The sequence below is a fragment of the Candidatus Gracilibacteria bacterium genome, from assembly GCA_041658685.1.
Lineage (GTDB): Bacteria > Patescibacteriota > Gracilibacteria > UBA1369 > UBA12473 > JBAZZS01.
In genome coordinates this window covers 294,808-317,840 of the sequence record JBAZZS010000002.1, presented here as the reverse complement: position 1 = coordinate 317,840, position 23,033 = coordinate 294,808, and the positions used below count along the sequence as shown (strand labels likewise).

At 44.1% G+C, this 23,033-nt stretch carries 20 protein-coding genes and 1 tRNA gene; 9 read left to right on the top strand and 12 right to left on the bottom strand.

Features of this window, described 5'->3' with window-relative positions:
• Positions 1–5 precede the first annotated feature (5 nt).
• Positions 6–2,366 carry a phosphoketolase family protein gene (locus tag WC882_03910; GenBank protein MFA5842787.1) on the bottom strand — a complete coding sequence of 787 codons (2,361 nt, stop codon included), beginning with the start codon at positions 2,364–2,366 and terminating at the stop codon, positions 6–8.
• 92 nt (positions 2,367–2,458) lie between these two features.
• On the opposite strand from WC882_03910, the gene murD reads away from it, so the two are divergent.
• On the top strand, positions 2,459–3,784 hold the full coding sequence (gene murD / locus WC882_03905) for a UDP-N-acetylmuramoyl-L-alanine--D-glutamate ligase (protein ID MFA5842786.1): 1,326 nt from the start codon (positions 2,459–2,461) through the stop codon (positions 3,782–3,784).
• A 342-nt stretch (positions 3,785–4,126) separates the two neighbouring features.
• On the opposite strand, the gene WC882_03900 is transcribed toward murD, so the two are convergent.
• Complete coding sequence (locus tag WC882_03900; protein ID MFA5842785.1) at positions 4,127–5,611, bottom strand: flippase; 1,485 nt, start codon at positions 5,609–5,611, stop codon at positions 4,127–4,129.
• Between the two features lie 66 nt (positions 5,612–5,677).
• Here WC882_03900 and prfB point away from each other — a divergent pair, with 66 nt between their 5' ends.
• Both prfB and def read left to right on the top strand, forming a co-directional pair.
• A complete protein-coding gene (gene prfB / locus WC882_03895; protein MFA5842784.1) occupies positions 5,678–6,823 on the top strand; it encodes a peptide chain release factor 2 in 1,146 nt (381 codons plus the stop codon).
• A gap of 33 nt (positions 6,824–6,856) precedes the next feature.
• Positions 6,857–7,312, top strand: coding sequence for a peptide deformylase (gene def, locus WC882_03890; protein ID MFA5842783.1), 456 nt, complete (start codon positions 6,857–6,859; stop codon positions 7,310–7,312).
• Here def and WC882_03885 read toward each other — a convergent pair.
• The gene (locus tag WC882_03885) at positions 7,293–8,351 is read right to left on the bottom strand and encodes a peptidoglycan bridge formation glycyltransferase FemA/FemB family protein (GenBank protein MFA5842782.1); all 1,059 of its coding nucleotides are present in this window, start codon (positions 8,349–8,351) and stop codon (positions 7,293–7,295) included. The two genes, def and WC882_03885, sit on opposite strands and share 20 nt — an antisense overlap.
• 52 nt (positions 8,352–8,403) lie before the next feature.
• Here WC882_03885 and WC882_03880 point away from each other — a divergent pair, with 52 nt between their 5' ends.
• On the top strand, positions 8,404–8,874 hold the full coding sequence (locus tag WC882_03880) for a nucleoside deaminase (protein ID MFA5842781.1): 471 nt from the start codon (positions 8,404–8,406) through the stop codon (positions 8,872–8,874).
• 459 nt (positions 8,875–9,333) lie between these two features.
• Here the strand turns inward: WC882_03880 and ftsZ are convergent, their stop codons facing one another.
• The 7 genes from ftsZ to WC882_03845 all read right to left on the bottom strand — a co-directional run bounded on the left by ftsZ (position 9,334) and on the right by WC882_03845 (position 16,041).
• Positions 9,334–10,515, bottom strand: a complete 1,182-nt coding sequence (gene ftsZ, locus WC882_03875; protein MFA5842780.1) for a cell division protein FtsZ — start codon at positions 10,513–10,515, stop codon at positions 9,334–9,336.
• Positions 10,516–10,583: 68 nt separating this feature from the next.
• On the bottom strand, positions 10,584–11,819 hold the full coding sequence (gene ftsA / locus WC882_03870) for a cell division protein FtsA (GenBank protein ID MFA5842779.1): 1,236 nt from the start codon (positions 11,817–11,819) through the stop codon (positions 10,584–10,586).
• A gap of 520 nt (positions 11,820–12,339) precedes the next feature.
• Positions 12,340–13,260 (bottom strand): 5'-3' exonuclease H3TH domain-containing protein, encoded by a 921-nt coding sequence (locus tag WC882_03865; GenBank protein MFA5842778.1) that lies wholly within the window; start codon positions 13,258–13,260, stop codon positions 12,340–12,342.
• 25 nt (positions 13,261–13,285) lie between these two features.
• Positions 13,286–13,657: a hypothetical protein gene (locus WC882_03860; GenBank protein ID MFA5842777.1), complete on the bottom strand. Its 372-nt coding sequence runs from the start codon at positions 13,655–13,657 to the stop codon at positions 13,286–13,288.
• 20 nt (positions 13,658–13,677) lie between these two features.
• Positions 13,678–14,052 (bottom strand): KH domain-containing protein, encoded by a 375-nt coding sequence (locus WC882_03855; GenBank protein MFA5842776.1) that lies wholly within the window; start codon positions 14,050–14,052, stop codon positions 13,678–13,680.
• A 58-nt stretch (positions 14,053–14,110) separates the two neighbouring features.
• Positions 14,111–14,797, bottom strand: a complete 687-nt coding sequence (gene rpsP / locus WC882_03850) for a 30S ribosomal protein S16 (GenBank protein MFA5842775.1) — start codon at positions 14,795–14,797, stop codon at positions 14,111–14,113.
• Positions 14,740–16,041 (bottom strand): glycosyltransferase family 1 protein, encoded by a 1,302-nt coding sequence (locus WC882_03845; protein ID MFA5842774.1) that lies wholly within the window; start codon positions 16,039–16,041, stop codon positions 14,740–14,742. Before WC882_03845 ends, rpsP begins: the two co-directional genes overlap by 58 nt.
• 282 nt (positions 16,042–16,323) lie before the next feature.
• On the opposite strand from WC882_03845, the gene WC882_03840 reads away from it, so the two are divergent.
• The 4 genes from WC882_03840 to WC882_03825 all read left to right on the top strand — a co-directional run bounded on the left by WC882_03840 (position 16,324) and on the right by WC882_03825 (position 20,140).
• Positions 16,324–16,400, top strand: a tRNA-Asp gene (locus WC882_03840).
• Positions 16,401–17,336: 936 nt separating this feature from the next.
• Positions 17,337–17,573 (top strand): hypothetical protein, encoded by a 237-nt coding sequence (locus WC882_03835; protein MFA5842773.1) that lies wholly within the window; start codon positions 17,337–17,339, stop codon positions 17,571–17,573.
• Between the two features lie 34 nt (positions 17,574–17,607).
• The gene (gene murJ / locus WC882_03830) at positions 17,608–18,990 is read left to right on the top strand and encodes a murein biosynthesis integral membrane protein MurJ (GenBank protein MFA5842772.1); all 1,383 of its coding nucleotides are present in this window, start codon (positions 17,608–17,610) and stop codon (positions 18,988–18,990) included.
• A 40-nt stretch (positions 18,991–19,030) separates the two neighbouring features.
• Positions 19,031–20,140, top strand: a complete 1,110-nt coding sequence (locus tag WC882_03825; GenBank protein ID MFA5842771.1) for a class I SAM-dependent methyltransferase — start codon at positions 19,031–19,033, stop codon at positions 20,138–20,140.
• Here the strand turns inward: WC882_03825 and WC882_03820 are convergent.
• Positions 20,030–20,830 carry a C39 family peptidase gene (locus WC882_03820; GenBank protein MFA5842770.1) on the bottom strand — a complete coding sequence of 267 codons (801 nt, stop codon included), beginning with the start codon at positions 20,828–20,830 and terminating at the stop codon, positions 20,030–20,032. The two genes, WC882_03825 and WC882_03820, sit on opposite strands and share 111 nt — an antisense overlap.
• Positions 20,831–20,919: 89 nt before the next feature.
• Here WC882_03820 and WC882_03815 point away from each other — a divergent pair, with 89 nt between their 5' ends.
• Positions 20,920–21,324, top strand: coding sequence for a hypothetical protein (locus WC882_03815; protein MFA5842769.1), 405 nt, complete (start codon positions 20,920–20,922; stop codon positions 21,322–21,324).
• A gap of 4 nt (positions 21,325–21,328) precedes the next feature.
• Here WC882_03815 and WC882_03810 read toward each other — a convergent pair whose 3' ends face one another.
• Positions 21,329–23,029 (bottom strand): M23 family metallopeptidase, encoded by a 1,701-nt coding sequence (locus WC882_03810; GenBank protein ID MFA5842768.1) that lies wholly within the window; start codon positions 23,027–23,029, stop codon positions 21,329–21,331.
• Positions 23,030–23,033 lie beyond the last annotated feature (4 nt).

Below are 23,033 nucleotides of genomic sequence, written 5' to 3'. Positions count from 1 at the left end.
AATTTTTACGCCCATTTCATAGCCTTCACCTCGGGCGGATCATCCCCGTTTTCGATTACATAATGATGATGAGCCTCGAGTTTAACATTGAGTTCACGCACCAAGGCAGGTGCTTTTTTAGCAAAAGTGGCCTTGCGTTTCGCTACCTGTTGGATGAGGTCAATCGCCAATTGATAGCGGCTCACCCCATTGCGCACCTTGATATCGAACGGAGTCGTAGTGGAGCCTTCCTCTTTATAGCCGTGAATGCTGAATCGTGCGGAATTTTCATAGGGCCATAAGATTTGCTCGATATCATTGGTATAACCATGATAACTAAAAACCACGGGCTTATCGTGTGTGAAATATTTAGCCAACGATGACTCGGTTACACACGGACGATTGGTTTTGAAGTCGCCCAAACAAAGTGAGGTCAATTCCGATACGTTCACATAACGAATTTTTAATTCAGGCGCAAGTTGATGACACAATTCCACGGCATACAACGCCTCTTCCGTGATGCAATCTCCGGCCGAAGCTAACACCACATCGGGATTTTTAGACGCTTCTTTCCCTCCCACCCAATCCCAAATGCCAACCCCATTTTTGGCTTGTTCTCGCGCTTCTTTAAGTGTGAGCCATGAAGGAAGCGGACGTTTTTCGGCCACAATCACGCAAATGGAATTTTTACGTTTAAGAGTTTCTTCCAGCGCAACCAATAACAAATTGGCATCTGCGGGATAATAAATTTGAGAAAATTGTCCGTGTTTTTCCAAGACATTGCTTACAAAACTCGGATTTTGATGCGAATAACCATTGTGCTCTTGTCTCCACCCCACGCTCGACAAAATATAAATCGCACTGGGAATCGGTTTGCGCCATTTCACCCTAAAACCCTGTTTTAAAAACTTGGCGTATTGGTCCACCATACTTGCAATGATCAAGGCAAACGCCTCATACGTGACAAAAACACCATAACGCCCGGTCAGCAAATACCCCTGCATCCATCCTTGGAGTGTGTGCTCGGAAAGCATTTCCATGGCGCGTCCGTCCGGCGCAATATTTTCCGCCTCGGGCTTCACCGGCCAGATATACGCACGTTTGGTTTTTTCAAAAATTTTATCGAGTTTATTGGACTCCAATTCATCCGGGCACAGGATGCGGAAATTTTTTGGATTCAATACGATTAAATCTCGGAAAAATCGCCCCGCCTGCTCCATTCCACTCGAGGAAACCGTACCCCGTCCCTTAAATTTCGTTTCATATTTTGTAAGAGATGGAAGTTTTAATTCTTTCATCATTTTTCCTCCAATCGCATGCGGATTCATTCCAATGCGCAACCCTCCTTGTGGCACAAACTTTAACACTTCCGGCTTCGGTTTCCCTTCCTCGTCAAGGAGTTCGCGAACGCGATAACTCTCAAGCCATTTTTTAACCGCATGGAACGCTTTTTTATCTTTGAGTAAATTATCGACCGGAATGCCATGTGAACGAAAAGACCCTTCAATTGCGTGGCCGCCAAATCGATGCACTCCGGTAAATCCTTTTGTGGATCGCATGATAATCATGGGCCAACGCGGCTTGCCAATCGGCTTTTTGCTCACACGCACCCTGTTTTGAATCGCACAAATTTTTCCGTACGCTTTTTCAAGCACCTGTAAAACTTTTTCTTCAAGATGGTCTCCCTCAATAAATAAAGGTTCATATCCATACCCGATAAAAAGATGTCGCAACTCATCATTACTCATCGTGCCATACAACGTGGGGTTTGAAATTTTATAACCATTCACGTGCACAATCGGCAACACGGCCCCGGACGTTTTCGGGTTGAGAAATTTATTGCTGTGCCAGGCCGCAGCCAAAGGCCCGGATTCCGCTTCTCCATCCCCGACAATCGCAGCCACAATCAATTCCGGGTTGTCAAAAACAGCCCCAAACGCGGTCGAAAGACTGTATCCTAACTCCCCACCTTCAAGGATCGAGCCGGGTACTGTAGGCGTCACATGACTCGGAAATTTGGTGTACGGCCAACTGAAATCATGAATCAATTTTCCTGCGCCCTTTCCATTAAAAGGATAATCGGGATAAACATCTGAAATCGTTTTTTCCGCAAAAACATTGGCTAAAATCGCGGGCGCTCCATGCCCCGGCCCGGTGATCAACAACACACTGCATTTATTTTTCGCAACCAAATAATTGAGCCCCGCATAAATCAAATTAAGCCCCGGAACCGTGCCCCAATGGCCCAACACGCGAGACTTGATGTGTTCGGGCTCCAGTGGTTTTTCAAGAAAAAAATTATCTTTCAAGTACAGTTGCGCGGCTCCGACATAATCGGTGTAGCGCAAATATTTTTTCATCCAACGCACAGCGCCAAAAGACAACATAGGGAGGGGGTTAAAATTTCATTCGGCTATTTTCATTATATGTTTTTATCGACATTTTCGCCAAACTTAAAAAAATCCGTTAAACTACGGCTATGAATATCGCCATCCTGGGTTTTGGGATGGAGGGAAAAGCGCTTGCCAATTACTTTAAACGACGAAAAGCAAGCCTCACGATTTGCGACCAAAACCCAAAAACTCATGTGCCAAAACATTTTAAATCTCAGATGGGCGAGAACGCTTTTTCCAATTTGAAAAATTTTGATCTCGTTTTTAAAAGTCCGGGGATTCCTCCGGCGCGAGTCGCAGAAACGCCTCACCTAACAACCCTGACTCAATATTTTTTTGATCACTGCCCCTGTCCCATTATCGGCGTGACCGGCACAAAAGGAAAAGGAACCACTTCAACTCTGATTTACCATCTGTTAAAAGACGCGGGACAAGACGCTTATTTGGGCGGAAATATCGGCGTCCCTCCGATTACATTTTTAGGAAAATTAAAGAAAAATTCCATTGTGGTTCTCGAGCTTTCCAGTTTTCAAACGCAAGATTTAACCAAAAGTCCGCACATTGCCGTGATTTTAAATGTGACCTCGGATCACATGGATTATCACGCGAGCATCGAGGAGTATCATTCCGCAAAAGCCAATCTTTTAAAACATCAAACCGAAAATGACATTGTGGTTGCGAATGCGGATTACAAAAAATCTTTCGAAATCGGAAAAACCTCAAAAGGAAAACTTTTTACCGTGAGCACACGGCGAAAAGTGGCGCTCGGCGCAGACATTGAAAGCGGAAAAATTTGTATCAAAGGCGTTAAAACGACACTTTCCATTTCTTCGATTAAAAAAGTGGGGCTCATCGGAAAACACAATTTGGAAAATATTTTACCGGCCGTAGTCGTGGCCTACGGCTTGGGTGTTGAGCCCGTAAGCCTCAAAAAAACTATCCAAGAATTTAAAGGCCTTCCCCATCGTCTCGAACTCGTGGCCATAAAAAAGAAAGTGGTTTATTACAACGATTCTTTTTCCACTACACCCGAGACCTCCGTTGCCGCGATTCGTGCATTCGAGAAACCCATTCATCTCATTGCCGGCGGTTCGGAAAAATACAGCGATTTCAGTGAATGGGCCAAGGTTTGCGTGGAAACCAAAAAATTAAAAACAGTCATTTTAACAGGAGAAAAATCTGCGGTTCGCATGATGGAGGCTTTACGTATGGCCAACACCGTGACTCCAAAAAAACACCGGAAAAATTTGAAAATTTTACATCTCCTCAACTTGCGTGAAGCCATGATTGCAGCCAAAACCTACGCCAAAGCCGGAGACATTGTGTTGCTTTCCCCTGCGTGCGCCAGTTTTGAGGAATTTAACAATTACAAAGAAAGAGGAGAAATATTTAAAAAATTGGCAAACGAATAAATAAATTTATTTTTCTTCAATCACCCTGCGTCAACAACCTGAATGAGTGAGAATATAAAATATAAACAGATAAACCAAAAAACATTTAAAATTAAAACGAGAATCGAAAACCATCGAGGCTGAGTTTTTAAGAAGCGCAAATAATACACACTGCAAATCATTAAATATAAAGGGAGTAAAACAAGAGTTATAAAAAACAAAACAAGCCAAAAAATCTCAGAATTTATTAATCCAAAATCTGAAAGAAAATAAAAAATAATCAAAAAAAATAATGGGGAAAAAGCGATAATTTCATACCATTCATAATTTAAAATAAGTTTTTTCATAAAAATATTTTTAAAATTAATGTCCTTTAATCAGCCTCCATTTTTCCTGATCCACTACGCCGGTAACCCACAGCATCCCGGCATAAAAAATTCCTCCACACGGGATTAAAATGAGCAAACTAAAATTTTGGACAACGCCATACAAAGGATCACGCAAAACCCAAACCAACAAACCCATCAAGGTTGCGGACGCAATGATTTTTAGTGCCGACATAAATTTTAAACGATAAGACAAATGTCGACGTAACATCACGATGGCCAAAATCACAATTAAAATTTCACTGAAAACGCTCACCACGGCCGCGCCACGAAACCCCCAATGGGGGATCAATAAAAGATTGGCCGCAATATTCAACGCCGCCACAATAGAGCTGATGTAAAGCAATTTTCCTTGTTTCCCCAAGGCGATCAACGTAAAGGTGAAAGCGCTTCCGATGAATGCAAAAAACATGGCCACAATCAAGATTTGCAACGCAATATCCGCCCCATAAAATCCTTCATCTAGGCGACTTAAAAACTCCGGACTGCTGACCGCAAAAATCAAGGAATAAGACAGCGCTAAAACACCGGCCACAATGGGGGCGGCCACGGCCACCAAAAAATCAAAAGAATGTTGTATGGTGGAATTTATTTTTTCCGGAGCGTGTTTGGCTTGAAGCGTTAATGTGGGCAAAACCGAACTCATAAAATAAACCGGAATCGTTAATAAAATATCTAAAATTCGCATGGGCGTTCCAAAAATCCCCACTTCGGTTGCATCCCTAAGAAGGAAAAGAAGGATAGAGTCGATCCGAAAATAAACCATATTCAACACCAATGCCGCACCGTATGGGAGCGCCTTCCAGAGTGTGCTTTTCCAATAATCCCAATTGAATAAAAATCGAATTTTGGCATAACGTCGAGCAAAAAACCATGTAAAAAAAAGCATCACTCCATTCCCGAACACCCCGGCCCACAGCAATTGAAAAAACGCTTCCGCTGACGGTTGCGTGTACGCATAAAAAACCACATAAATCATGTACGCTACGGTTACAATTTTCCCCAAAATCAACCCAATCGCCGGGTATTGCATCTTTAAATTCACCTGCAAAACGCTTGAAATGGTTCCGTTTAAAATGGAAAAAAATACGGCAATCGATGCGATGGCCACCCCAAACGGGATATAAGTGCCCTGATATTTTGGAATAAGAGAAACCGCAACAACGGCAAGGATCATTAGGGTGCTCGCCAATAGCGCACGTAAACTAAGAATATTCCCGAAAATAAAATCTTTTCGATCCAAATCATGCGTAATTTCTCTTACTGCAATGGTAAAGAGCCCAAAATCCGCCACAATCCCGAAAAACGCCAAAAATTCATATACGGAAATATAAAATCCATACGTTTCCAAGCCTAAAAAATTCGTAATGATTTTTACGATCAAAATACTGAGAATCGCGGTAACACCCTTGCCTGCGATTTGTACAAATGTATTCGAAAGAATTCGGCGCGCCGTGGACATGCACGCACTCTAGCAAAAATCAGAAATCTAATCTATTTTAATTAAGTCATGTTTTAAATTTTAAAAATGCATCAAGTCATCGAAAAAATCACGGCCCTCGAAAAAGAACTCAAGGACGCGCTTTCTTTCCTTAAAATCGAAGAACTCGAAACACGAGCCACGGAAATTGAAGCAAAAATGCAGGCCCCTGATTTTTGGAACAATCAAGCCAAGGCCCAAGAATGTTCCAAGGAGCACGGACTTTTACGACAAAAAGTAAAAGAATGGCGTCAATTTGAGGAAGATTTAAAGTATGCGGGAGAGCTTACAAAAGTGGTCAACGAAGTGAAGGATGATGGGGAGGTCAAAGAGTTAAAAGCGGACGTGGATGAGCTCGAAAAACGCTATGAAAAACTTGAAATTCAACTGTATTTAAGCGGAAAATACGACACCTATCCGGTGCTACTTTCCGTGCATGCGGGAGCGGGCGGAACCGATGCCTCGGATTGGGCGGAGATGATTTTGCGCATGTACACGCGCTACGCCGAAGCCAAAGGGTGGAAAGTGGTTTTACAAGATCGTTCATTGGGTGAAGAAGCCGGGATCAAAAGCGCCACACTGCGAATCGAGGGGGAATACACGTATGGATTTTTAAAAGAAGAAGCCGGCGTGCATCGTTTGGTGCGCCTGTCGCCTTTCAATACAAAACACACCCGGGAAACTTCATTTTGTTTGGTGGACATCGTGCCGGAAATCAGTGAAAGTGAAGTTGAAATCGACGAAGAAGAATTGCGCATTGATGTGTTTCGGTCCGGAGGGGCGGGCGGACAGGCGGTGAATAAAACCGATTCCGCGGTGCGCATCACGCATCTTCCGACCGGGTTTGTGGTGCAGTGTCAGAATGAAAGGAGCCAATTGCAAAACAAGGAACAAGCCATGAAGGCCCTTCTTTCAAAATTGATTGCGCTTCAAGAAAAATTGCAATTAAAAGAACTCGGAGACCTTCGTGGCGAACACGTTCAAAATTCATGGGGTAATCAAATTCGATCATATGTTTTACATCCGTATCAAATGGTCAAAGACCATCGCACGGATTATGAAACTTCGAGGGTCGAATTGGTGCTCGACGGCAACCCCAACGAGTTGGATGTTTTTATTGAAAAAGCGTTAAAACAGACACGAACGAAGTGAGTGTCCAATTCCCGCATTTATTTCCCTCCTCATGCAAAATAATTTATACTGCATACCAAATATTAATTTCCCTCTATGCTTCTCGCACTCGAAAAAGGTAAAAAAAACCCCATCCTCCGCGGAGAAATGGAACCCGTTAAGCGCTTTGATAAAGCGTTGAAAAAACTGACCCAAGACATGGAAGAAACCATGTTTGAATCCAATGGCGTGGGTCTTGCCGCACCTCAAATCGGCAAAAACATCTCTCTCGCCCTTGTTCGACTCAACGTAGAAACCCAAAGTGAGACCATTTTGGTTTTAGCCAATCCCGAAATTCTCGAAACCTCAGACGACATGATCGACATGGAAGAAGGTTGTCTCAGTCTTCCCGGGAAATGGGGAACCGTGCCGCGTCATTCCAGTTTGACCGTGACGTTTCAAAATGTGCGTGGCGAAAAACAAGTCCTACACCTTGAAGGTTTCAATGCCCGCATTGTTCAGCACGAAGTGGATCATTTGAATGGAAAGTTGTTTATCGACCGAGCGATTTAAAAAATTTTACCACCCGCATCCCCCAATACCACCCTCGCGACAGCACCCATTCGCGCGCTTTTGGATATTCCACGCGCACACCTCCGAATTTTTCCTTAAAATCCGTGACCCCGGCCCAAGGATGATGGGGGGAATCTGGCGGCGCAACTCCCAAAAAGTCATACCAAAGACACCCGCGTCGCTTGGCTTCTTGTAGCGCTTCCCATTGAAGTAAGTACGGGGCCATGAGGGGTCGATGCGCATGGTCGGAGGCGCCATAATAGTATGTTCCGGTTTCGCCATAAAAAGTCGCCACCATTCCGGCCATGATTTGTCCGTCTTTTTCCGCAACATACAATGTGCCCAGATCATTTTTTACTAAAAAAGTCACCAAAGTTTGATAATAATGTTCGGAATGAATCCCAAATCCATCGCGAGTACATGTTTTTTGTAAAATTTCATAAAAGGCTTTTATATCCCGAGAGTCATGCGTAGCACGAATCGTAACTCCATGTTTTTGTGCCACCTTAATGTTGTAGCGCCCTTTTTGCTTCATTTGGCCCAAAATATCATTGATCGAACCTGAAAGATTGATTTTTAATGTCCATTCCGGTTGATAATGCGCATGAGCGAGGCAAAAAGAATTTTTGCCCGACCCCATGAGTTCTTCCATTTTCTCCTTTTGGGCCGGTAGGGCGTATTCGGGGAGTTCAAAACGAATAAAAACCGCAGCCATTGCTTTCGCGATTCGTTTAAGTTCAGGTAAAAAAAGGCTCCAAACCGGTTCAATATCCGCACCAGGATGAAATAAAGGTCCGCGTGCCACAGACAACCAGCATTTACCAAAAGGAAGGCGCTGGCGCACCAGCAACATCGACGCCACGCACACCGGGCCCTCCATAGCCATCAAGGCCACAAATCGCCCTCGAAGCGGGATTTTTTCTTGAAATTGTCCCCATTCGTACGATTGCTCGATCGTCCCGTGGTTGGCTTTCACGAACGTTTCGTATTGCGCTTGTGCTTGCGCGCCGCTGACTCGAAGGATTTGGATGGGTTGCATGAGCGGATTTTAGCATGTAAAAATTAATCAGACATCTTTTAAAAGAAAAATCGTGGATAAAAAATTCATGGCCGAAGCCCTCAAGATCGCCCGAACCCATTGTATGAAATACGAAGGAGGCCCATTCGGCGCCGTGATTGTTAAAAAAGGGAAAGTGATTTCTCAAGGGTGGAACACGGTCACCACAGATAACGACCCCACCTGCCACGCCGAGGTGAACGCAATCCGCAAAGCCTGCCGAAAATTGCGTACATTTGATTTGTCGGGATGCGAAATTTACTCCACCACTGAGCCCTGTCCTATGTGTTTGGCCGCGATTTATTGGGCAAAACTCAAACGTTTATATTTCGGAAATAGCCGAAAAGACGCAGCTAAAATCGGGTTTGATGACCAATTTATTTATGATGAAATCGGCAAAGCTCCGGGGAAGCGAAAAATTAAAACCATCTCAAAATTAATGGCCAAAGAGGCCAATGCCATTTTTAAAGAATGGAAGAAGTTGCCGGGGGTAAAGATGTATTAACATTAACTCCCAAAGCTTTTTTGGCGAGAGGGAGAGGGAGGGGATTTTTGAGGATATTTTGAGGCAAGAGGGAGAGGAAAATTTTTGTGAACATTTTCAAGGATACGCATGGAGCGCCAGCGGAGTGCGCTTGAGAAGATCATTGAATATCAGCGAATTATTGAAAATTCAACATGTGGCTGAAAATGGAGCATCTTTCTCAAGGACACTCACTTCGTTCGTGTCTGGTGAACAAAAATTCTTCCTTCCCGATTGCCTTTAATAATACAAAATGCGGGGATAGGACACTCCGCTTCGCTGGGATGGGCATATCCGAAAAAAGCTTCGCCCCCTCCCGACTCTCAAATGTATGGTTCGAGACGCCCCGCGTTGCGGGACTCCTCACCATGACAAGTATTTCACTAAAAAGGCCCGTCTTTTGGACGAGCCCTTTTAAATCTTACAAAATTCATTTTTCGCTTATTTTGACATGCTCTTTCGAATGAATGCCGGAATATCGAGTTCATTTTCAGTGGCCTTGCCCACCATTTCTTCCGAGGTGGCACCCAAGGTTTTTTTGACCAATCGATTTTCGATTCCTCCACGGAAAGAAGAAGCGGTTCCGCGACGGCTGTCTTCAAATCCGGTGGCAACCACCGTGATCTTGATTTCCCCCGTGTAAGAGTCGTTGACCACGGCTCCAAAGATGATGTTGGCATCCGGATCCGCAGCTTCGGTAATGATGCGGGCAGCTTCGTCCACTTCGAACATAGAGAGGTCGTTTCCTCCGGTGATGTTGAAGAGAATTCCTTTGGCTCCGGCCACATCAAGTTCGAGCAACGGGCTTTCGATCGCAGCCTTGGCAGCTTGCGCGGCACGATTTTCTCCGGTGCCGTATCCAATACCCATCAACGCAGAACCTGCGTTTTCCATGACGGTTTTCACGTCCGCAAAGTCGACGTTGATCATTCCATGAACCGTGATGAGATCCGCAATACCTTGAACCCCTTGGCGAAGAACATCGTCCACCACCATAAAGGCGTCCACGAGCGGAGTCTTTTTATCAATCAAAGAAAGAATCTTATCGTTCGGGATCGTGATAATGGTATCCACTTTATTCTTGAGATTTTCGAGGCCTTCATCCGCTTGTGTGCGTCGGCGAGCGCCTTCGAACGCGAACGGTTTGGTTACCACGGCAACCGTCAAAATACCCAATTCTTTGGCGATTTCGGCGACCACGGGGGCGGCTCCGGTTCCGGTTCCTCCACCCAATCCACAGGTAATGAAAACCATGTCCGCACCTTGAAGGGCGGCCTTGATTTCCTCGGAACTTTCTTCAGCGGAACGTTTTCCCACTTCCGGGTTTGCTCCGGCACCCAATCCGCGAGTTGTGGCTTTTCCCACATTGATCTTGTTCGGGGATTCGGAATGATAGAGGGCCTGGGAATCGGTATTGATCGCAATGAATTCAATGCCTCGGACATCCGCTTTAATCATGCGGTTTAAGGCATTGCATCCGCCTCCTCCAAGTCCGAGAACCTTGATTTGAGCCACGGGCGTAATGTCCGGGGTGACTTCAAGATTGCGACGCTTGGTGCTCGCGGAAGAAAATAAAGTGCGCAACGTGGTTGCGGTAGGGTCGTCCTTTTTAATGGGTGCCATGGGTTAGGATGGTAAAAGGATAGGAATTAAAAGGGGAGGTCTGAAAGAGCAAAAAGCTCCAAGAAAAATTAAGGTAAAAGACTGCGAGCCCAACTCTTGATGGACTGAAAAGTTTTGGAAACATTTAAACTGCGGAAATCAAAGGAATAACCATGGCCTTCAAAGCGAGATCCCCAGATCGCCAAACCGATGGCCGTGGCGTAAGCGGGATCGTCGATTTTATCCACCACACTTTCGAAGTTTTGAGGGAACCCGATTTGAACCGGTAAATTGAGTGTTTCTCGGGCCAAATCCACAACCCCCGGCATCTTAACTCCGGCACCGGTCACAATGACTCCGGCCGGGAGCATGCCATCTCGGTTGATTTTGGCGAGTTCGTCTTTCACAAGGACGAAAATTTCGTGATAACGAGCCTGGATGATTTCTGCGAGATGCCTCTTGGAAATGGTTTGATTATCGATTTTGCTGATCAAAGAAAGGTCGATGGTTTCGCGATCGTTCACTTCATCCGGGATACAGGTCCCGTATTCAATCTTGATCTTTTCCGCGGTATCGATAGAGGTACGAAGTCCGATGGCCACATCATTAGTGACACTTTCTCCTCCCACCGGGATGGAAGCGCTGTGCAAAATAGTTCCTTCTTCAAATACAATGACGGAAGTGCCTCCGCATCCGATGTCCACCACCACCACGCCCAATTCTTTCTGGCGCTTGGAAAGCACGGCTTCCGAAGCCGCCAATCCGTTGGGGATGATGTCGTCGATATCGACACCGGCTTGATGTACACATTTTTCAATATTGGTGATGGCCGGAGTGAGTCCGGTGATGAGATGAGCTTCAACTTCAAGGCGAATTCCGGTCATGCCCACGGGATATTTAATTCCTTTTTGTTCGTCGACCATAAACGCTTTTGGAATGATACGTAAAATGCGTCGGTTGGACGGAATGGAAACCGCTTGCGCCGCTTCCAAAACGCGATCCACATCCGCTTCAGTGATTTCATTTCCATTGGGGATGGCAATAACTCCCTTGGAATCCATGGATTCCAAATGACTGCCTCCAATACCCAAGAACACATGATTGATGGGTTCTCCGGACATACGTTCCGCATCTTCAAGCGCGGAAGAAATACTATTGATCGCTTCCTCCACGTCAATCACACGGCCTTTACGGAGTCCCATGGACGGGGAAACGCCAACGCCAATCACATTGAGTTGCGTGTTTTTTTCTCCCAACGTTCCAACCACGGTACGAATTTTTGAGCTACCAATATCGAGGCCTGCAATGACATGGGATTTAGCCATAAAGCAAAGGGTTAGAAGACTTCAAATCAAAGGAAAAGTAAAGCGACTATAAACCGCGTTTTAAATGAACGCAAGGGAATTTTGTCTTAAAAAGGGCTTAAATAAGCCATTTGTACAAAAAAATGATACAATCATTTAGCCTGAAGGAAGCCATTTTTGGTGCGATAAAAAAATTAAAATAACGGCTAAAAAAAGCCAAAAAATCGACTTTTTAGTCTGTAAAAATGTTTTAAAACAAAAGAACCATATTGTTATGCTTGAGGCAAGTGAATAAATTTTTTATTCAATGGGGTGGTTTTAAATCTGTTAATTATTAAAAACAATCGGGAAGGAAGAATTTTTGTTCACATGGGAGTCGGACACTCGGATACATGATCCTCGTGTCCTTTTCCTTGAAAATGTTCACAAAAATTTCCCTTTCCCCCTTGTTTCAAAATCTCCTCAAAAATCTCCTCCCTCCTCGCTTAACAAATAATTCGTATTTTTAATTTAAAATCTAAAATTCAAAATTTATAATTTTCTAAAACAACGTCGGTTGCTGTTCCTTTTCCCACCCTTCATGAATGCCATCAAATTTTTCCAATAATCGCCGGAATTCCAACTCTTGAAAAAGCAGTCGAATTTGGGGGGAATCCACACTGCGAGTCACACAATCTTCCAACACAAAATCCAGCGGGGCATCATGAATCAATGACACCAAGGTTTTACATTGATACGCGGCTTCTCTGCCCTTTTCCAATTTATCGTGAAGTGCCCCCTTGATGGAATCGATCGCCGAATAAATGCCATCCAGGGAATCATATTGTTGAAGCAATTTAGCAGCGGTTTTCTTTCCAATTCCATCCACCCCCATAATATTGTCACTCACATCCCCCACCAATGCTTTGTAGTCCACCATTTGATTCGGGCGCACCCCGAATTTTTCAGTCACCGCCGCGGCATCGTATGTTTTAACATCATTGAAGCCGGTGAGCGGGGCCAAAATTTTGACTTGATCATTCACGAGTTGCGTAAGATCCATATCTCCGGTCACAATCCACATTTCCATATCCGGATACGCTTTCAATCTCTCCGTCAACGTGGCGATCATATCATCCGCCTCAAAGCCGGCTTTTTCAAAGACCGGGATATTGAATGCTCCCACGATTTGGCGAATACGCGGAATTTGGGACAATAATTCCTCCGGCGTTTCAGCTCGAGTCGCTTTATACCCTTCATACGCTTCATGCCGAAACGTGGGGCCTTTTAAGTCAAATGTCACCGCTAAATAATCGGGCTTAAATTTTTGAACCATATTCAAGAGCACGGTCGTAAACCCCATGGCCGCATTCACCAGCTCCCCTTTTTGGGTGCGCAATGGTGGGATTGCAAAATACCCACGATAAATCAATGCGTGACCGTCGATCACAACAAATTTTTTCTTGGAGTCGGGAGAGGCCATAAAAAATCACTTAAAAAAGATCGAATTACTCAAGTTGTTCGATCCCGGGGTTGTTGCCCCCGGCCGTAGAGGTGATGTTGCGAATGGTGTCGAAAATGTCACTGGGATTCAAATATTGAATAATATTGAGACCCATGGCTTTTCCAACCAATCCTACAATCACCACAGCCAAAATCGTGACGATAAGACCAACGATCGCGTAACGAATGGTGCTCACGGCTTGTTTGATTTTATCCTCCTGTCCTCCGGAGAGAATGAAGGAAATGCCTCCAAAGAAAATAAAAACCACGGAAAGAAAACCTGCAATAATGATCGCATAAGCGATCCCTCGATTAATGATTTCGAGAATATCGAAGTTTTCCGCCGCATCGATGATAGAGGTACCACTTTCGTCCATAGTGAATTTAATATATCCGATTACGCCGCAGCTTGCAAATCATCCGGTAAGGCCGCGTGTTGATCCGCCACATCCTCCTCGAGAATGTCGCGTCCCTCGGTTCCGTTGTCTTCTCCCACACGGACTTCGCTTCCGTCCGGTTCCACGATTTTAAGGTTGACTCGAAGATTATTGCGAGACCCGATCACGCGGAGAAGCGTGCGGAGAGCTTTCGCGGTTTGGCCGTTTTTCCCGATCACCTTGCCCATATCGAATTTTCCAACCTTTAAAGTAATAAGAACGCCAAGGTCGTCCACTTTTCGAGTGACTTCGACTTGAGTGGGGTCGTCCACAATTTGTTTAACAAGATGTTCAATAAAATCACGATCAGTTCCTTGAGAGAAATCCGTATCCATATAAAAAGTGAGTTAGTAAAAATAAAGAAAGGACACCAAAAGATGTGTCCTGAATAAATTATTTGGCTTCAGCGGGGGCGGCGGGAGCTTCAGTCACTTTCGCGGCGGAAGGTTCGGCTCCGGCAGTTCCCTCTTTCTTCTTTTTCTTGGTGGATTTACGAGCGATAATAAAAGAATCCATGTCTTTCATGCCCATTTTTTTAAACAAAGACGCAACCGTGGATGTGGGTTGAGCTCCATGAGCGATCCAATAAGTAACACGATCTTGATCCACCACGAGTTCGCGAGGATTTCGCGATACATTGTAATGGCCAACAATTTCAACAAATTTGCTCTGAATGGGAGCGGTGTGTTCGGCAACCGCAATACGATAACTGATTTGGCGGGTTTTGCCGGTGCGAGTGAGGCGAATACGTAGCAAGAGGTACGGGATTAAAAGAATAAAAGATGCGTGGCCCAGTCTAGCGTGCAGCGCAACGAAGTGCAAGTGAATCTTGCGTCGATAAAAACAATATGTTTTGCGTCAATCAACGCACGTCTTAATGTTTTTCACCGGCTTTTTTGGGAAAACTTTATTAAAATGATCCAAAATTGCGGTTTTTTTAAATTGAACTTCTTGCGCCCACACCGAGCTTTCCACGGAAATCATGAGCAATTCTTTTTGGAAAAATTTGGGCTTCAAATGCGTTAAAACGTCCTCGCCCCACAACGTGGTTGCGACTTTTCGAAATTCTTCGCAAATCACCGCACTTGTCACTTGTCGAGTGAGTTGAAATCGGCCCACAATATTCGGAAGAATTTTACTCAAGGGAGTGAAATTTCCGACCCGAGTTGAATCCTCGAATGTCATAATGATTTTTTATAAAATTCAAACGTTTCTTCTGCCATTTTGTCCCATGAAAAATCACGGATACGCTGAAATCCTTGTTCGAGAAGTGTGCCACGAAGGCTGGAATCTTCCCATAAGGACGACAAAACTCGCGCCATATCTTCAATCTTATAAGGGTCAAAAAAGAGGGCGTTTTTCTCTCCGCATACCTCGGGAATGCAGGACGTATTGGAAGCCGCCACCGGTGTTCCGCACGCCATAGCCTCGAGGGGAGACAATCCAAATCCTTCATACAACGAAGGCAGCACATAAAAACGCGCCGCGTTGTACAAGACCACAAGATCCCGTTCACTCACCAACCCGGTTAAAACCACGCGCTTTTCAAGGCCTAATTTTTGAATAGTGGCCTTCACTTCCGGATAAAAAGGATCCTCGCGTCCCGTGATCACAAGAAGTCCGTCAAAAGTTGGCTTTTCACATAATGTTGCAAATGCCTGAATTAAACGCACCAGATTTTTATGATCGCGCCATACTCCGGTGTACAAAATAAAATCACGATCAATCCTAAGGTGTTTTAATGTGTTTTCAATGAGTTTTTTATCGTTCAAAACCCGGAATTCTTCCCCCGCCGCCTCATAAATCACCTGAATTTTGGACTCGGGAACTTTAATTAAATGTACCAAGTCTTTTCGCGTGTGTTTGGAGACCGTAATAATACCTCGCGCATGGCGCACCACGGAATTCAACACGAGATGATACGCAAGTCGATGAATGGGCGACCGCATTTTTTTCCCCGGATAAAAAGAAAGAGTGAGGTCGTGAATGGTCACCACGCTCGGCCGGCGATAAAAAAGCGGGGCATTGAAATGCGTAAAATGCATCAAATCAAGCTTTTCCCGATTGAGGATTTTCAAAAATCGAACTTGCTCGGCCCACGAATAATGTTTGGCATTCACGAGCACTTTTTTCACCCAATCATTCGGTGGGGAAAACGCATTAAATTCCGGCTCATTCATAAAAAGAGTCCATTCAATGGCTTCGTTTTCGGAACGCTTAAAAAGACGTTGCGTGAGCTCAAAAACATATCGCCCGATTCCCGTAAACGCCGCGGAATACATGCGTGCATCAATGCCGATACGAAGAGGAGATTTTTTGGTCATTGCTCCTATCATAACATTTTTTTGTTGCAAAAAAGGAGACAACCACGTTATTATCTCGCTCGCTAAAGAAAAATATGGGGGCGTAGCGTTCACCTTTGGTGAAAACTACGGGGCCCGCCGTTCAAAGGCTTAGATCGTCGAGATTTTAAATCTTGCAAAGCAAGATTTTCCTCTCTTCGTTCATACGGCTCAAGCCCCGCAAGCGGGCTATCGCCGCATTCGCTCGAGAGGATTGCCTGACAAGCGATAAAAAATCTCTCCTTGGTTAAGACTTATCACTATGGGGGCGTAGCTCAGCTGGTTAGAGCGCAGCACTGTCACTGCTGAGGTCACGGGTTCGAGTCCCGCCGTCCCCGCCATCACACACAAAGCGCAGCGAAGTGCGCTCTCCTTTTTCCGTATTTCCTTCTTCGAAAATATTTTTTATAAATTTCCCCCTTAAATTCTTTAAGATAAGGGGCTTTTTGACGTTGTTGTTGAATCAGCGATAAATCAATTTCAGTGGCAATAAACCGTTCTTGTTTTTTTGCATCCACTAAAACAATCCCTTGAGGATTAATGACGCGTGAAAATCCTGCATAAACGAAATCCCCTTCTTTTCCCACACGATTCGCTTGGATTAAAAAACATCCATTTTCAAACGCACGTGATGCAATAAAATTTCCATAAAACATAGAAAAAGAAACCGTTCCAGCGGTCGGAAAAAGCAAAATTTCCGCCCCTTGAAGAGCTAGGGCGCGAGCCGACTCCGGGAAGTCAGCGTCATAACAAATTAAAATTCCCATAACTCCCAGTTCGGTTTTAAAGACCTTAAAAGAATTCCCAGCCTTAAAATAACGCTGTTCTTCTCCCCATAAATTTACTTTTCGATGTTTTCCAATAAAGCCTTTAGGACCCACCAAAAGAGCGGTGTTAAAAGGTTTGCCGCGACTTTTTTCAATGTAGCTTCCGGTAAGGTGTAACCCATATTTTTTAGCCATCTGAAGGAGAAACTGAGGAGTTGGTCCTTTTTCGGTCTCGGCAAAACGTGCGGTCTGATTTTTTAAATCATAGCCCGTAGAAAACAACTCCGGTAAAACTAAAAGTTTTACTCCGGCTTTTGCAGCTTTCTGGATATAGTGCTCGGCACGGCAAAGATTTTCAGTCACTTTCCCAAGTATGGCATCCAATTGAACCGCTCCTGCTAAAAATTTCATGGTAAAAAAATTATAAGCTCTTTCCGTTAAAATTCTATTGCATTTCCTTACGAAATGATGAAAATGGGGGGTGCCTTTTTAAATGTTAATTTTTAAGATATGGATGAATGTTCTTGTGGCAGTGATTGTCCGGTTTGCGAAGGATGCGGTCTTCCCGAATGCGAATGCACTTGCGATGGAGAAAAAGAGAAAAGAGAAGAAATGACGCGTGTCGATGAAGAAGAGGGAGATGAATTTGAAACCATGGAAGAAGATGATGATGAAGTGGATGAAAATGCCGTTAAAGAAGAAGATTTGGGTTTGGTTCTCGAGACCGAAGACGATTCTTCTTATTAATCCATGGGGCTGGGCGCTTTAAAATTCGTTTCTCATGTTTTCCTTTTTCCGGAAATTTCAACAAAGAAAAGAAGCGGCCGGCGGTTTTAAAAATCTGTTGTATCATACTGCATTTACGTTGACGCTCACCTCCGGGCTGAGTTATGCATTGGGGCTTTTGCGTGACCGAACTTTTGCTCAAACGTTTGGCGCCGGGTCCACCCTCGATGTGTACAATGCCGCTTTTGTGGTTCCTGATTTTTTCTTGGCGGTTTTTGCCGTGGGGGCCTTGTCCGCGGCTTTTGTGCCGATTTTTACGCAATTGGATAAAGAAAATAAAGAAAAAGCCATCACGTACACCAATCAAATTTTAAATTTATGTCTGATCATCCTTGTCATCACTTGTGGAATTTTCGCATTGATTCTTCCCTTTATTGCGAATCAGTTGGTTCCGGGTTTTTCTCCGGAACAACAACATGAATACATCCAGGTAACGCGCCTCATGTTGTTGTCTCCTTTGTTTTTCACGTTGAGTAATATGTTTGGAAATGTGCTCATCAGCCTCAAAGAGTTTTTGTGGTATGGGCTTTCCCCCGCTCTTTATAACCTGGGAATCATTCTCGGTGTTTTATTTTTTGCGCCTCATTTTCAAACCACGGGGATTGTGATGGGCACGATTTTAGGGGCCTTTTTACATTTATTGATTCGTGTCCCGGCCATGATTCGTTACGGGTATCGACCTCAATGGACCTTGGGTTTTACTCCGGCCATGAAAGAAACCGCATGGCTCATGATCCCAAAAATCGCACAGCTCGGGATGTGGCAACTCATGTTGTGGTGGTTTGTTAGACTCACCACTCAACTTGATCCGGGGAGTACGACCATTTATTCTTTTGCGCGCAATTTTCAGAGCGTGCCCGTGAGTTTGATTGGAATTTCCATTTCCCTCGCAGCCTTTGCCGAACTTTCGACGGCTGCAGCAGAGAAAAAATATCGTAAATTTGGAGAAATTATAAAAAGTCGAGGCATCAAAACCGCGGTTTACACCGGATTGGCGGGCGGAGCCTTGGCGCTCGTGAGTTATCCGGCCATCAAAATTTTATTCGGAGGAGGACAATTCGATGAAACCGCGATTAAAGCCACGGCCGCTTTGCTCATGGTTTACACAATTTCCATCCCGTTTGAGAGCGGAATGCACCTGCTTGCCCGTGCGCATTATGCCCTCAAAAACACCCAACGCCCGTCCTTGATTCACGTGAGCACGATTGCGGTGACCATGGGCGTGAGCGCAATGTTGTTGGATAAAATGGGCTTGTACGCAATTCCGATCGGGTTTACTGCGGGGTTGGTGATTCAAATTGGATTGCTGACGATTTCTCTTTATCAACTTCTCAAGAGTAAAAGTCTCAAGGCAAAATTGGAAGCATTAACGGAATAATTTTGAAAATCACTGCAACATTTAATTTCCAACTTCCATCATGTCTTCTATTCATTTTCTCATAGAATCCTCCCTGATTCGCCTCGCGCCTTACCTCAAGCAAAACCGCCTCGAAGCCTATCGTCTTTACAACCACACGGACCGCAATTTTCCTGTGGCCATTGATATTTATAAAGACAATGCCGTGATTCATGTGTTCGACACCATTCGACTCGAATTATTGAAAGAAATGGAGGAAAATTTAAAAACCCTTCTGAATATTCAAGATTTTTTTTACAAAGATCGCACAAAGAAAAACATCGCTCTTCCAAAATCCTCTCCGCAAAAAGAAATCACGGTTCAAGAATATGGGCATTCTTTTTCAATCAATTTATCGGATTATTTGGACACCGGACTTTTCTTGGATCATCGCGAAACGCGCCAATGGATCGCTTCAAAAAGCCAAAATAAGGTCGTGCTTAACACCTTTGCCTACACCGGCTCTTTTACGATTTATGCGGCTCAAGCCGGGGCAACAAAAACTTACAGCGTCGATCTTTCAAAAACCTATTGTGAATGGATTAAAAAAAACCTCGCGCTCAACCATCTCGCCCCTGAGAAAAATTGGGTTTATAAAATGGACACTCTTGAATTTTTCACGTACGCAAAAAAGAAAAATTTATTGTTCGACATCATCATCATCGATCCGCCGACGTTCAGTAAAAATAAAGGGGAGAATTTCTCGGTGCAAAAAGACCACCCGACTCTTATCAACGCCGCCCTCGACCTCCTCAATCCAGATGGATTTATTTTGTTTTCAAACAATTATCGCGAATTCATGATGGATACGAAAAAACTCAAGCCATGCACGATCAAAAAAGAGACAGGAATGATCCCGCTGGATTTTAATGGAACGCCTCCACATCATTGCTTTGTTATTGAGGCAAGAGGGAGAGGAAAATTTTTGTGAGCATTTTTAAGGAAGAGGACACGAGAATCATGATCCGAGTGTCCGACTCCCATGCGAATAAAAATTCTTCCTTCCCGATTGCCTTTGATGCTACTGGGATGTAATTGGGGTCGGTTTGACCACCATTACCCTTTTCGCTCCCCTCAAAATCCCATCATCCTCATACGAAGCGCTGTCGTGCCAATCATGAAGCGCATTTAAAAGCACGTCGTATTCATAAATAAAATTTTCACCATGCCGCGTGCCCACATCATTGGTGATGAAGTGTGTTTCGTCGTATCCGCGAATCACCAGATTATGATAAATCGGTCCCTTTCCCGTGAAATACGGATTTCCCAAATAACGACCTGCAAAAGGTGCAACAATCACGTCTCCGGCTGCCAAAAATTCTTTCAATTGGTCCACCGTTGGATTATCAACGATTTCATAATTCGTAAAATTCAAATAAACCGTAGCCATTTCCGCGGTTTGCGCAATCGTGGTGTGCTGATATTGGCCAAAATAATTCGTTTCAAAATCAACCATGGCCAATAAATCTTGGTGAAATTCATCGCGCGTCACATCATGTTGATCCGTCGCGTAATAATACGCCAACAAAAGACTCGCCTCCTCGCACGCCTCCTGGTACGGCATGCCCCAATCACTGGTCGGCGCTTGAGAATAGAATAAAACATTCAAATTGATCTCGGCGGGGAGGTCGGTCGAAGACTCAACGACAGAGCTGGAAGTTTCCGGCGTGGCAACGATTTCAGTTTCCCCGGAATGGGATGTAAAAGTGGTGGAATCCGTGATCGGAACAGCACTTTTGTAGTCGGTTTCATTCGGGCCGCAGGACGAAAAGATCAACATCAAGCTCGCGTATAACGCCCATAATTTTAAACGAGAAATCATTAAATTTTTATTAAATTATGACATTAAGAGTTGAATCTTAGGAAATTTAAAGTATTTTGTCTATAAAATTTATTTTTAATTTTATTTTTATGGCTTACCACGATATCCCTGTCCTTGAGGAAATCAAAAAACATACAGGAGGAAAAGATCCCGACGCGTATATTTTTTCCATAAAATATATTTCCATGTGGTTGGTAATTTTATTTGGGTTTTTTATTCAAAAACCTTATATTTGGGTTTTAAAGGGTGATGAATTCATATTTATTCGAACCAGTCGGTTGAGCTATAAAAAATTTACAGGAGAAGTTTTTAGGATCAAGCGCGCAGAAATTCAGGACGTAAAATTTAGAAAATTTGGATTAGCGCACTATTTAACCCTTATTAAAACCAATGGCGAAAAAGTGCGTTTTGTAGCCAGTCACGCGTATCACAAGCTCGAGCATCAAAAAGAAAACCTTGAAAAAATCAAAAGAGCGTTGGGAGTGATGGCCTAAATTTTTATCAACCCGGCATACTTTCAGTGGTAGAAGAAGGCGTTGTGGTGGGAGGGAAAAGATCTTTTTTTGTCAAAAACGGGTCAATCGGCGTGCCATCAATACGAATTTCAAAGTGAAGATGCGGGCCGGTGGACATCCCCGTACTCCCAATGATTCCCACTTTGGTATCCGGTGTGACCGAAGCACCGCGCACAATCCCCGCAGGAATTTCTTTAAAATGAGCATAATAAGTTTTTACTCCATTGCCATGATTGATGATCACCATATTTCCATACCCGTTTTTTTTGTTGCCGGCGAATTCAACGACACCTGCTTTCCAAGGGCGACAATCCGTTCCGCGCGGAGCTGCAACATCAAGCCCGGTGTGCAATTTCCATCGTTTCAAAACAGGATGATTACGATAGCCGAAACGAGAACCTCCCTTGAGAGTTTTTCCTCTCCAGCCCGGGACCATTTTCTGTAAAACTTCATTATTAAAAGAATTATCTTTTAACGCCTCCCATACCCTCTTGGGCGGGATATTCATTTGAGGAGTTTCTCTCTTGTAGGGCAAATAAAAGGAACGAGCCGAGTCATAACCTTCTTTGGCTTGTTCCAATTCAGTTTTTGAAGGCATGGCTTCGCCTCGATAAGCAAAATAATTTTTACATAAATTTTTAAAATGATGTGGGTTTCCTTCTTTCGGAGAATAAATTTCAGAAAAATACGCCAAGAACCCAACCGTATAACGACCATTTCCATCTCGGGCTTGTTTGCCTAACGCAACATAGCGTGATTCATATTCTTGGATCAATTTAATGGCCCAATCAAGCTGCGCTTCAAACCCTTCAGCCTCCCCTTTCATCACCCCGAAAAATCGTCCATTGTCTCCGTTTTCAGCTTTCAATAAGGACATGGTCAAATGAGGATCTACCCCTGCATTGGCCGAGGCTTCGATCACACGATAAAGTAATTTTTCCGCTTGGGTTTCCCCTTTTTCAATATGATCAGTAGGAATGTCTTCATAGTGATTTCCTCTAACCATTCTCATGAAAGACTTAAATTGAGGATCATTACGGTTTTCGTAAGCCCCCATGGCGTTTGCATGGGCTTGTTCTAACCCTTTATATTCTTCCGTGTTTTTATCGAGGCGCTTAGTCACTTCCACGGTATAACCATCCAAAACCTCCACATAGTTTTGCCCCTCCATAAAATTTCCCTTAAATCCTTGGCGAACTCCATTTTCAACTTTATTTCCGCGCTCGGGGGAAGCGGTTACTTTAAGATCGCGAACCTCGGGTTGATTCTTGAAAAATAAATTCAACCCCAAAGTCCCACTCGCCTCCATATTGCCCTTAAAATTAAAAACAAAAGTATCTCCGGTTTGGGTGGCAAAAATTTCCAACAAACTCCCCGGGCACTTATCTTCCAAACGATAAAGAACATCCACCGAAAGGGTAGAAATTTTTTCATTAATAACCTCCATCTTGAGTTCGCCATTCTTTAAAAGAGCGTTAACAGTGACAGGCGCCTCTTTACGCAATTTTTTAAATTCATTTCGAGTTTCAGCCTTAGCCCCAACACTACGGCGCTCGTGAAGATCATCAAGAGACACTTTCTCTTTTTCTTGTTCTTTTTTTACATTAAGAAAATCGACGTTTTCCGTCGGAGCCGCTGGGACATCGATTTTTCCCGGTAAAGGAGCTTGATCAAGCTTAGACATAAAA